Genomic DNA, 12899 nt, shown 5'->3' with positions numbered 1-12899 from the left:
TTGCAATCGTTTGCATTAGTGCGAAATAACTACTCCGGATTTAACCTCACATTTTTTTAATCAATTGTGCAAACGTTTCCACAAGCATCACCACGAGCACTTCTATTATATTACTTATCCAATTAAGGGGGAAAACATGAATGAGAAATGGAAAAAAGCGACACATCTCAATGATTATGACACTGATGATGCTGATCAGTCTGTGGTCACCATTTACTCCGGCGGCTTCTGCCGTTGCCGATGGAAATGAAACGGCGACAGCAGCGGATTCCGGTGACCGCACGGTTCGCTTCACGTATTACCGTGAAGACGAAACGTATGATGGTTGGAACATATGGGCATGGAACACAGGTGTGAAGGATGATCAAATCAACTTCGACTCCTATGAAAACGGAGTGGCGACCGCGAACATCGCCGTGGCACCTGAAACCGAGCAATTCGGATTCGTCCTTCGCAGTACAGAGGACTGGAATACGGCGGAGAAGGAATTCGGAGACCGTTTCATCAAGGTGAACAAGAACGACACCCTCACCAAGGCATACATAACAAGCGGTGTTGAGAAGATCCGCATTGTTCCCGATGGTTCGGCTCCGGTCATCGATCAAGGTAACGCGACATTCTACTATCGTGACAAAGACCTTTTCAAAAACGATGCAATGGACAGTATTGATAAAGTCGAATTGAAATACAACGGTGAAACAAAGGAAATGACGTATGAGCCGGAGAATGAGCGCTTCATCCTCCCATACGAAAACATTCCTAACGGGGAAAATGAGTACAGCTTTTTAGTCACAAAAGATGGCGTGACGACGGAAGTGAGTGATCCGTACAATACCGTCGATGGAAAATCAGTTCTTGATTTTCAAAAAGCCGACCTAAGTGTGACAGGGTCCGTGGCTCCTGCAGCTGTGGACTATAATAAAAACGCTGTCTTAAGTGTCGGAATTGACGGTCTGACAGACGGCCTGAACATTCAAAAAATCACGGCGGACGTTTCTTCATTAGGAGGATCCGACAAGCTTGAAATCGATCCTTCGCTGAATGAAGTGACCCTTTCCGTTGATGACGACATTACGGCAGGGACGAAAACGATTCCGTTAACCGTTACGGACTCTTACGGGAACGTCTACAAAGGAAGCACTGAAATCGAAGTGAAAGCAAGGCAGTCTGTCGGGGATTCCGACCTTGACTGGGATGAATCCATCATCTATTTCATGCTGACAGACCGATTCTTCAACGGGGATACGTCGAACGATGATCCTTACAACCTGAATTACGACCAGTCGAAACGCGGAACGTATCAAGGCGGTGATTTCAAAGGAATCACGGAAAAGCTTGATTACCTTGATAAGCTCGGCGTAAACACAATCTGGATCAGTCCGGTTGTGGAAAATATCAAGTATGATGTGCGAAAAGGGGAAGCAGGAGAGCCATATTTCGGCTACCACGGCTACTGGGCGAGCAATTTCGGCGAACTCAACCCGCACTTCGGAAGCATGGACGATTTCCATAATCTGATTGATGAGGCCCACGACCGCGGCATCAAGATCATGGTGGATGTCGTGTTGAACCACACTGGTTACGGCTTGAAAGAAATCGACGGCGAGCTGCCTGCGGATCAGCGTCCAGCCGGATATCCTACGGACGCCGAGCGTGATAAGTACAGCGATATCCTTCGTCAGGGCAATGTCGGAACAGACGAAGTGGTCGGTGAACTAGCCGGACTTCCTGACGTGATGACCGAAAATCCTGAAGTGCGCCAGCAGATCATCGACTGGCAGACCGACTGGATCGAGAAAGCGAAGACAGATAAAGGCAATACCATCGACTATTTCCGTGTCGATACGGTGAAGCATGTGGAAGACGCGACATGGATGGCTTTCAAAAACGCCATCACGGAAAAAATGCCAAAGCACAAAATGATCGGGGAAGCATGGGGTGCAAGTGCCGACAATGATTACGGCTACCTGGATACAGGCATGATGGATTCCCTCCTCGACTTCGGATTCAAGGACATCGCCCGTGAATTTGTGAACGGCAACCTGAAAGCGGCCAATGATAAATTGACGGCCCGGAACGGAAAGATCGATAACACGGCCACACTCGGTCAGTTCCTTGGAAGCCATGATGAAGACGGATTCCTGTATTCACTTGGCGGGGACGAGGGTAAATTGAAGCTTGCGGCATCCCTTCAGGCAACCTCTAAAGGGCAGCCAGTCATCTACTACGGTGAAGAGCTTGGGCAGAGCGGAGCGAATAATTATCCTCAGTATGATAACCGCTATGACCTTAATTGGGAAGATGTAGAGAACAACGATGTGCTGGATCACTACACGGAGATCCTGAACTTCCGGGGTGCGCACTCGGATGTGTTCGCGAAGGGTGAGAGACATACTGTTGGAGGATCGAACAGCGATAAGTTTCTCTTATTCTCCCGCGATTATAAAGACGACTCGGTATACGTCGGATTGAACGTGGCTGACGAAGCGAAAGAGATCACGTTGACAGTGGATTCTCCCGATGCGGTCGTGACGAACGCTTATTCTGGGGAAACCTACACGACGACTGGTGCGGGTGAAGTAACGTTGACCCTGCCGAAGAAAGCAGACGGCGGTACGGCACTACTCACCGTTGAAGGTGGAAACATCACAGGTGCAGTGGCAGGTTCCGGTGGCGGAGAAGATCCAGAAGCGGAACCCGTACCGGAAAACAACATCCGTATCCACTACAACCGCACTGACGGCAACTACGAAAACTTTGGTGCGTGGCTATGGAATGATGTGGCATCTCCATCTGCCAACTGGCCGACAGGCGCCACGATGTTCGAGAAAACGGACAGCTACGGTGCATACATTGACGTTCCACTTGCAGAAGGAGCGAAAAACATCGGATTCCTTGTCATGGATGTGACAAAAGGTGATGCAGGAAAAGACGGAGGAGACAAAGCCTTCTCCATCACATCACCTGACGTCAATGAAATCTGGATCGAGCAGGGATCGGACAAAGTGTACACGTATGAGCCGGTTGATTTGCCTGCGAATACGGTCCGCATCCACTATGACCGTGAAGACGGGAATTATGAAAACTTCGGTCTATGGACGTGGGGCGATGTGAAATCCCCGACAGAGAACTGGCCGACAGGCGCACTGGATTTTTCTAAAAAGGATCGATACGGTGCTTATGTGGACGTTGAGTTGAATGAAGACGCCAAACAAATCGGCTTCCTTGTATTGAATGAGGAAACCGGTGAGAAAGACGGAGGAGACAAAACCTTCAACCTTCTCGATAAGTATGATCAGCTATGGGTGAAGCACGGCGAAGATAACGTCTTCATTTCCCCACATGGTGACGTGGCAACGGGACTTGTATCATCTGAAGTCATTTCCGATGACACAATCCGTTTGAATTTTACGATGACAGATGGTTTGACAGAGGAAGCGCTCATGTCCGGATTAACACTCAAGGACAAGGACGGAGCGGACATAACGGTCAACAGCGTCAAGATCACGGGAGATAAAACAGTGGAAGTGAAGGCTGACTTTGACCTGAAGAAACTGCCACTTTCCATCACTTACTCAGGCAGGACCGTTTCAGCAGCAGCTGGATGGAGGCTCCTTGATAATAAGTATGCCTATGATGGAGACGACCTAGGGGCGACATACAAGAAGGGCGATGCAACCTTAAAACTATGGGCTCCGAAAGCAAGCAAAGTGGTCGCAAACTTCTATGATAAAAAAGATGCGGCGACGAAAATCGGCAGCATCGAATTGACGCTTGGTGAAAAAGGCGTCTGGTCGACAGAGGTCAAAGCGAAAGACTTAAAAGTGAAAGACCTGAAAGGCTACTACTATCAATACGAAGTCACGAATGACGGCGTAACGAAAAAAGTACTGGATCCGTACGCCAAATCCATGGCCGCCTTCACCGTGAACACAGAAGGTGAAGCAGGCCCTGACGGCGACAACGTTGGAAAAGCGGCGATCGTTGATTTGAAAGGGACGGACCCTAAGAAATTCAGTCATGCCTCCATCGACGGTTATGAAAAACGGGAGGATGCGGTCATCTATGAAATCCATGTCCGTGACTTCACGTCTGATCCGTCCATTGAGAAGGATTTGAAAAAAGAACGATGGGGCACGTATGATGCCTTCATCAAGAAGCTTGATTACATCAAATCAATGGGTGTGACCCACGTCCAGCTGCTTCCGATCATGGCCTGGTATTACGGCGATGAAACGAAGATGGGTGAACGGGAGCTTGAATATTCCGCAGGGGGCAATGAGTACAACTGGGGCTATGATCCTCACAGCTACTTCTCCCCGGACGGTGCGTATTCAGAGGATGCTACTGATCCGCAATTACGAATTGAAGAAACAAAGCGTTTGATTGATGCCATCCATGACAAGGGTATGGGAGTCGTCCTCGACGTCGTTTACACCCATATGGCGAAAACAAGTACACTGAATGACATTGTTCCAAACTATTATGCGTTCCAGGATGAGCAGGGGAATTTCCTTGGAGGCTTCGGGAATAACCTCGCTACCAACCATGTAATGGCTGAGAAGCTGATGGTGGACTCGGTGAAATACTGGTTCGACGAATACAAGATCGATGGTATGCGCTTTGATATGATGGGGGACGCTAGCTATCCAGCAGTCCAGAAAGCATATGACGCAGCGGCTGAAATCAACCCGGACGCCCTCTTCATAGGGGAAGGCTGGAGAACATTCGCCGGTCACCTTTCAGATCCTTCCTTAAAAGGGATGGGAGCCGATCAGGATTGGATGGATAAAACGGACGACGTGGGCGTGTTCTCAGACGAAATCCGTAACGAACTGAAATCCGGATTTGGTTCAGAAGGTGAGCCGCGATTCCTGACAGGAGGGGCGCGCGACATTAACACGATTTTCAACAACATCAAAGGCCAGCCGGGCAACACGGCTGACGACGACCCGGGCGACATGGTCCAATACATCGCAGCCCATGATAATCTGCCGCTGTACGATGTGATTGCCCAATCGATTAAGAAAGATCCAGCTATTCCGGAGAACAACCTGGAAATCCATAAGCGGATCAGAGTCGGCAACTCCATGATCCTGACATCCCAGGGAACGGCCTTTCTCCACGCCGGCCAGGAATACGGAAGAACCAAGCAGTGGCTCGGTGAAGGAGTACCTGAACAGAAATACCATGAATTAGAGGACGAAAATGGAGACCCATTCGGCTACTTCATCCACGATTCCTACGATTCATCCGACGCCATCAACATGTTTGACTGGGAAAAAGCAACGAACAAAAAGAAATACGAGATAAACACAACCACAAGGGAATACACTGAAGGATTGATCAAGCTGAGAAGATCGACCAATGCGTTCCGATTAGGGGACAAAGAGCTGGTGGATCAGAATGTATCACTGATGGATATTCCTGAAATGGGTGATACCGATTTGCTCCTTGCGTATAAGAATGTTTCCACCGATGGAACAGGTGAGTACTATGTATTTGTGAACGCAGATAACAAAGCTCGTACTCTGTCAATCGGAGAATATGACTTCTCGAAAGGAAAAGTAGTCGTGGATAACGATGAAGCGGGTACAAAACCTGTCTCGAAGAAGTCCGGTTTCTCATTTACGAAAGGTACATTGACGCTGGATCCGTTGACCACTGTGGTGATTAAAGTGGATGAGAAGGGGAAGAAAGAGAAGAATAAAAAGAAGCATTAATCGGTTTGTCGGGATGCTCCCGTCGAATATGATCTCAACCTTATTCGTAAGGTTGAGATTTTTTTATGAAGCTATTTAAACAAACGTTTGAATAGCTTGTTCTTTCTTATACATACTAACGATAATAGAACTCATTAAACGTTTGTTTAAAAGTGATTAGCCTCATTTTTTTTATAGAAGAGGTTTGTTCTTAATTGAAAGTAGGGTAATTCATTATAATGAACGTTCCTGCAGTTTATAATGGATGGGAGAAATCAGTTTATGAGATACCTGCTTCTATATATCTTACTCCTCAACCTCTTAGACGCATTCCTGACCATGGTTGGATTGCATTACGGACATATAACCGAATCCAACCCTCTCATGAATACCCTTTATCACACAAATCCATGGCTGTTTCTTCTCTTCAAGGGAGGTTTGTCCGTGTTTCTTCTCATCCTTCTTTATCACCTCAACCCTCTGAAACGATCTTCAAAAGCGTTACTTCTTGTGTCTATCACCGCAGCAGTATCCTATAGTGTTATTTGCCTGATGCACGGTTATTGGTTATGGGAGGTCGCCGGCAGCGGGACGGGACTGGCGTAGACTAGAAATAAAGAGGCCCAGTTCCGGCCTCTTTGTCGTTTATTTCAATTTAATTTGCACCGGCTTGCTTTCATGAGTATGAATCGTTTTAGGTGTGCGATTTTGCGAAGCTGCCCGTTTCACCGAGCTTGTCACACTCTGGATCATGTCCCCGACGTCATGTGCGGATTCCACCAATGGATCCACGGCTTTCATTTTCCCTTTCACATCAACGGAAATTTGATTGGCCGTATGAATCAGTTCTTCTGCTTCCTCTGTAATGCCATTTACGGCGCTCCTCGTATCAGCGAGGGTCTTCTTTGTTTCGTCCAGTGTGTTCATGACCCTTCTTAATGTCAAAATCAGATATACAACGAGGATCGTAAATGCGACGGCTGCTATGGCAGCACTCCACTCAAGCATTGAGACCAGCTCCCTTCTTTCTACTTTAAGTCTATGACGAGGGGAGTTTATACATTCCTTACCAGAATGGGAGAGAGGTGGGGTAAAATGGAATGGTAATGAAATCAAAAGAGGGAGCGATGACGATGCTTTCATCCTTACGCGCAATAGAAGAGCTGAAATCTGGGAATACCCTTATCCTGCGGGAACATACATGGTTAAAATACCTTTCATTAACAAAAGAGAAAAATGTGAACCTGGAGCAAGTCGAATCACTTGAACAGATGGCAAAGAATCCGGTATTGGATTACGTGGAAAGAACCCTTCATGTGCTGGATGGATTGAGTTTACCCGATGATCAGAAAGAATGCGTGGAAGAAGTTCTGAAGTGGAGTGAAACGGCTAAGTGCGGACTTCCTCATCAAAGAAAAGAGTGGATTGACAAGGGTTTTCAACTTGCCATTCACAACATAGGGTCGGCCCAAATTTATGCCGCAGAAATGGAAAAACGATCTGAAGAAGAACGGAATCGTGAACGGGAGGAGCTTCTGTTCGTATTGATCCAGACTCACGGACTCTCGGGGCAATACATCAGGGGGGAAGTCCGGTACTCATCCATGGAGCCCCTGATACGTATCGTCAAACCAGAAATGTTTCCACACCTATATGTACTGAATCAATGTATTGTAGCGGGGGTATCCCCTGAAGTCTGGGATTCGGTACGTGAGGAAATGGAAGAGGTGAACCGCTGGATCTGTAACGGGGATATGGACCGGGAACAGACCTTACCCGAAAGATTGCGAAGGCTCAGAAGCCAAGCTGCTTTACGAGGTGAAGACTTTGACGCTGTCTATAATGAGTGGATACTGGCTAACCCCGAGGCGGAAAGCCTTCTGGACCGGTTCTTTCAACGAATGGATATGTGGTATGTGGAGGCTGCCCTTACCGATTTTACGTTTGAAGAGTGTATGAAGATTTTTCTGCTCATTGAACAAAAGAAGCGGTATTCTTCATTGGAACAACTCTCCTTTGAGCCAATGATGAAGGAACTCTACTACGATTATAAAGGCCGAAAGACCGTCAATATCTACAAAAAAAGAATCATAGAATCGTATCTTGGCGAGTACACGATCAGGGAGATCCTCAATGGAAAGCTTCCTGGAAATGAGCATGTCTCACTGAAGGCTGCTCCCCTTCATGGACATGAAGAGATGGCGGGAGTCGGGTTTTCTTTTTCACGGGCAGGGGAGAAGTTAATTGAATTCTGTCAGGAAGCTGAGAAATCACCTCTATATGACCGGGCAATCGTTCTATTATATGACCTATTCAACTTCAGGAAGGATGCCTACGACCGACTGAACAATGAGCAAACCTACCTGAGTGATATGAATAGCTCCCAGGACTTCAAGAAGAAGATTTCTGACTACGCCGTTGGGAAGACCATGATTGATATTGGTCCGGGCGGTGGAGTCATGCTGAATTTGTTGACCCGTCACCATACGGGGGCCGCAGTCATAGGAATCGACATTGCCGTCAATGTGGTAGAGGAACTGAAGCGGAAGAAGCAACGGGAAAATGCCCCATGGGACGTCATGCAGGGAGATGCTCTCAAGCTCGAAGACTACATCGGGAAGGAAGGGGCCGACACAATTGTATTCTCTTCCATCCTTCATGAGATGTTTTCCTATATCCCTTACGAGGGCAAAAAGTTCAATCATGAAGTCATCGCCCAAACCTTAAGGAGCGCCCTTAAAGCCCTGAGGCCAAAAGGCAGAATCATCATCCGGGACGGTATCATGACAGAGCCTTTAGAGCAGAAGCGTATCATTCGCTTTAAAGATCCACATGGTCTCGCTTTCTTCAAGAGATACGTCGGAGATTTCAAAGGGAGAGCGATCACCTATAGTTCAGCAGGAGAAGATGCGGTCCTATTGAATGTAAACGATGCGATGGAATTCCTCTATACGTATACATGGGGAGAGGAGGCATACCCTCACGAAGTGCAGGAGCAATTCGGCTACTTCACTCCATCTGCCTTTCGGGAATTCATCCACAGGACTCTTGGAGATCAAGTGGATATTCTGATATTTGAACATTACCTGCAGGAAGGGTATGAGGGGCATCTGTTACCCAAAATCGAGCTTACAGACGAAGAGGGAATTCCAGTATGTCTTCCGGATAGTACGTGTTTTATTGTGATTGAGAAGAAGGGATGGCAATAGGATCAAGGGATATGTTCCATTCGTCCCGAGATATTCTTTTAAGAATATTTCGTTCACCTTTCTGATTTATGTGGTAAGATTCTAAAAGTGGGCAATATGATTCATTTTTATGTTATTATTTGTGGTTAAATATTCATAGATGACGTGTGGTTTTATTCTTTTCATAACTCGTACGACAAGGGCAAATCCATTGAAAAATGGTGACGCAATGCTAAAGGGGCTAATGTCTTATGGGCGATGCCTGCCAGCTGCCGAAAACGGACTCCTGCGATTTATGAAACAGAGGGAGGATATGTTAAGAATGTATAAAAAGCGTATTGTGAAAATAAAACACAAGTGGCATTTTGTGAGATTACATTATCACCAGATCTTACTTGATAGTTGTATCGACTCCAAAATTAAAGTGAAGTTACAAAAAAAAGTAAGTTATCACGAAACGAAAGTGAATAACCTAAATACAACAATAAGAAACTTTCAGTAAAAGTGAACGGATACAGATGACGACCTTAGTTCAGATAATTGGCATTTAAGAAAACGTTATTAAAAAAACGAGCAAGGAATCAAGAGATTCCTTGCTCGTTTTTTTGTTGTTAATTTCTCAAATACCTATTTACTTTCTTCAGGATACTGATCGTAAATCTTCCATCCATCTTTTTCAGTCTTTTTGAGGAAGTAGTAACCATTATTCATTGTAGAATTGATTTCTTTGATCTTACCCTCAGGAGAAACGTATTTCCCATAATTGGTTGTTCCCGTAACTTTTACTTCAGCAAAACGATTCGTCAGAAATTCTACGGATGTTTTCATATTAGTTAAATCAGAAGACAACGTAACCTCGTACCCCTGATCTATTAATTCGTTGTTACGCCTAACGATATCTGTGGCATAAGCATTGTAAAAGCCAGTTGTGTATTTATTGTACACTTCTATTGAAATGTTCTTTGAAAATGCTTCGGATTCATTTGTTAGAAATTCCTGTACAAAACTTGCTACGTCATTTTCCTCTACTGAACTTTCAGTCTCATTTGAAAGCGCGCGGTACATAATGACTACGGCCTGCACACGATCAGCAAGAGTCCCTGGTTTGAACGTGTTATCACGATGACCCTGAATGATACCTAATGAAGCGGCTTTGTTGATTTCATCTGCGAATCTGACGTGAGAGGGTACATCAGGAAAGATTTGCCCTACTGAAGCTGGAAACGGGATGGTATCTTCAAAAGCTCTGACAATCATAGCTGCCATTTGCCCACGTGTAATGAAACTTCCTGGTTGGAATTGGTCTGGCGAAAACCCGTTCACGATCCCAAGTGAACTAGCAGTATTAATATAATCGAAATACCACTTATTAGGGGACACATCTTTAAAAATTTGGGAAGATGAGTTCGTTTCAATTCCCATGGCATTTATTAATATTTTAGTAAACTCAGCTCTGGTAATATTCTTATTCGGTTGAAAAAGCATATCACCGGTCTTAGAATCTAGAAATCCATCAATAATATCTGCTGAAACAAAGTCGTTAACTTCACCAAACCCGAAGTCGCTGACATCCATATCAGAAATGTAGTAGCTTTGTAACGAATTTTCATTTGCGCTGGCATTATTGGAAAAAGCTCCAACCCCTAACAGAAATGAAAGTAAAATAACCAATCCAGTCCTTATGTAATGCACCGTCATTCCCCCTAATTCCCTATTGAAATAAATTACAACAAAATTGTAACAAATGTTAATGTTATGTCACAATGGTATTAATAACCACAAATGGAATGTAAGTGGGTAAAGCTGCCCACCTCTACCTTTACAACTTCCTCAGTCAAACAAGACTAAATAATGTAAGTCTACTAATAATGATGAATATTCACATTCACTTAAGTCTAATAGATATATATGTTTTCCGTTTAAGGAGGTATTGGCGTTCTTTATGAAGAATGGAATAAAAAGGTATATACTTTTCCCGTTCACAATATATCTACATAATGGGGGTGCGAAAATGAAAAAATTTATTACTTGTTTGCCTGCTTTACTTGTTACTCTTTTACTTCTGACACCTGCTACTTATGCTGCAACATTCAATGATATTAATGAAGGACAACGTTTTTATCCGGAAATTACTTATCTTATAGATAAAGACATCATCACAGGGTATAAAGACGGTACCTTTCGTCCTCAGGAAAAGGTGACCAGAGCAGCAGCTGCCGCAATGATCGGTAGAACCTTGGAGTTCGATGGAGAAGAGAGAGAAGTGCCTTTTCCGGATGTTTCAAGGGAGAGCTATGCTTCTGGTTATATTGCTGAAGCTGTGAATAAAGGAGTCATAAAGGGGTTTCCTGATGGAACGTTTAGACCGGATGCCATCGTAACTCGGGGGCAGATGGCGATCATTATCGCTCGTGCGTTTCACTTAGAAATATCTAAGGATATCCTCTTCTATGATATCTCTCCAAACATGAATGCCTTTTCTTCGATAGGAAAAATAGTGGCTGAAGGAGTAACTCAGGGGTATGATGATGGAACGTTTCGGCCACAGGAAGAGCTTTCAAGGGAACAATTTTCCGCTTTTCTTGCTAGAGCCCTGAATGGCAAATTCAAAGTAACGATGCCTGTCGTGAAACCTGTACAGATAAATTATCATATCATCGAGGGGGAAATAGAATCTAATCACCATAATGGAAAGCTTTTTGTGCTGAAACCTTTCCAATTCATCTCTCTAAAAAAATTAACAAATGAAAAAAGTAGGGTAATAGTAGATAACGATGTATTAAGATTTGAAAACGAACAGACTATAGTACCTATAAAAACCGGAATAGGGACTATCACCATAATGCCAGGGGAAAACGATCGAAAAAAAGCTTATACTTACAAGGTACTTATAGGTGCAAAAGAGGACATTTCAGCTTCCATATTAAATAAACATTTTATGGATCTCGCAAATAACGGCTATTTAAATGGATGTGAATTCTCAGTAGACGATGTGCGATCCAGGGACGTCATGAATTTTTATCCGTATGACCCTGAATGGAAGGGATATTACGAAGGCGGTTATGGAAGGGACTTTAATGGGTGTACCTACTTTGGTGGAGATAGTAATATAGATTCTCCCATTGGAGCAATCATTATGGATGGTGGAAAGATCGGTAAAACCCCTGCTGAAATAAAGGATCGAATTGGCAACCCCCTCTTTCAAGGTTATAGTGAAGCCGACGATTCTTGGCTGATGTACTATAGATTAGAGGCAGGATATGAACTATATTTTTCATTCCAGTCTCCAACGTCCAAGCTTAATCATCTACTATATAAGTACAAAGCACTTTAATAATCTTAAATTCCGGGGATTAATTCCTCGGTTTTTTATATACTTAAAAGGTAAGAGGGGTAGGCAAAATGATGAACAATCATAGATAGTTTTAATCACGTGCTCATTGTATTAATAGGAAAAAAACTTAATGAATTAGAGAATCTAAAAAATATTGCTATGAAAGTAGGTTCTGTGATATCTTTAAATTCTGTGATGAATATTGTTTGAGGTATTTCGTTTGCGATAATAAAAAGTGTTAAATAGAAGTTGACTTCTGCGAAATTAACTGATATAGTAATAAATGTCCTCGAGAGGACAATGTAATAAACGGCCCATTGGTCAAGCGGTTAAGACACCGCCCTTTCACGGCGGTAACACGGGTTCGAATCCCGTATGGGTCACCAAAACACGGAGGATTAGCTCAGCTGGGAGAGCATCTGCCTTACAAGCAGAGGGTCGGCGGTTCGATCCCGTCATCCTCCACCATGTTTTTTTACGAAAGTAAAATAAACTTCATTGTTTTGCATCAGCAAAATATCTATCCTTTTCACCTTGCCGGTGTAGCTCAACTGGTAGAGCAACTGACTTGTAATCAGTAGGTTGGGGGTTCAAGTCCTCTTGCCGGCACCATTTGGTTTTTTATAAGATGAGCCATTAGCTCAGTTGGTAGAGCATCTGACTTTTAATCAGAGG

The 12899-nt window shown here is 44.4% G+C and carries 6 protein-coding genes, 3 tRNA genes and 1 riboswitch; of the genes, 7 read left to right on the top strand and 2 right to left on the bottom strand.

Features of this window, described 5'->3' with window-relative positions:
- Positions 1–140 precede the first annotated feature (140 nt).
- Both KYJ26_RS00045 and KYJ26_RS00040 read left to right on the top strand, forming a co-directional pair.
- Positions 141–5723: a pullulanase gene (locus KYJ26_RS00045; RefSeq protein WP_219165327.1), complete on the top strand. Its 5583-nt coding sequence runs from the start codon at positions 141–143 to the stop codon at positions 5721–5723.
- 261 nt (positions 5724–5984) lie between these two features.
- A complete protein-coding gene (locus KYJ26_RS00040; RefSeq protein WP_219165325.1) occupies positions 5985–6308 on the top strand; it encodes a DUF5658 family protein in 324 nt (107 codons plus the stop codon).
- A gap of 39 nt (positions 6309–6347) precedes the next feature.
- On the opposite strand, the gene KYJ26_RS00035 is transcribed toward KYJ26_RS00040, so the two are convergent.
- Positions 6348–6710: a DUF948 domain-containing protein gene (locus KYJ26_RS00035; protein ID WP_219165323.1), complete on the bottom strand. Its 363-nt coding sequence runs from the start codon at positions 6708–6710 to the stop codon at positions 6348–6350.
- A 92-nt stretch (positions 6711–6802) separates the two neighbouring features.
- On the opposite strand from KYJ26_RS00035, the gene KYJ26_RS00030 reads away from it, so the two are divergent.
- Positions 6803–8911, top strand: coding sequence for a class I SAM-dependent methyltransferase (locus KYJ26_RS00030; protein ID WP_307513330.1), 2109 nt, complete (start codon positions 6803–6805; stop codon positions 8909–8911).
- 170 nt (positions 8912–9081) lie between these two features.
- Positions 9082–9167, top strand: a riboswitch (cyclic di-GMP riboswitch).
- Between the two features lie 350 nt (positions 9168–9517).
- On the opposite strand, the gene KYJ26_RS00025 is transcribed toward KYJ26_RS00030, so the two are convergent.
- Complete coding sequence (locus tag KYJ26_RS00025) at positions 9518–10582, bottom strand: S-layer homology domain-containing protein (RefSeq protein WP_219165321.1); 1065 nt, start codon at positions 10580–10582, stop codon at positions 9518–9520.
- Positions 10583–10901: 319 nt separating this feature from the next.
- On the opposite strand from KYJ26_RS00025, the gene KYJ26_RS00020 reads away from it, so the two are divergent.
- From KYJ26_RS00020 to KYJ26_RS00005, 4 genes are all read left to right on the top strand, one after another.
- A complete protein-coding gene (locus KYJ26_RS00020) occupies positions 10902–12224 on the top strand; it encodes an S-layer homology domain-containing protein (RefSeq protein ID WP_219165319.1) in 1323 nt (440 codons plus the stop codon).
- 311 nt (positions 12225–12535) lie between these two features.
- A tRNA-Glu gene (locus KYJ26_RS00015) sits at positions 12536–12610 on the top strand.
- 6 nt (positions 12611–12616) lie between these two features.
- Positions 12617–12692: transfer RNA gene (locus KYJ26_RS00010), tRNA-Val, on the top strand.
- A gap of 68 nt (positions 12693–12760) precedes the next feature.
- A tRNA-Thr gene (locus tag KYJ26_RS00005) sits at positions 12761–12836 on the top strand.
- Positions 12837–12899: the final 63 nt, after the last annotated feature.

The sequence above is a fragment of the Rossellomorea orangium genome (genome assembly GCF_019334305.1).
GTDB lineage: Bacteria > Bacillota > Bacilli > Bacillales > Bacillaceae_B > Rossellomorea.
The sequence above is the reverse complement of the archived record's forward strand: the minus strand, read 5'-3'. Positions and strand labels throughout refer to the sequence as shown.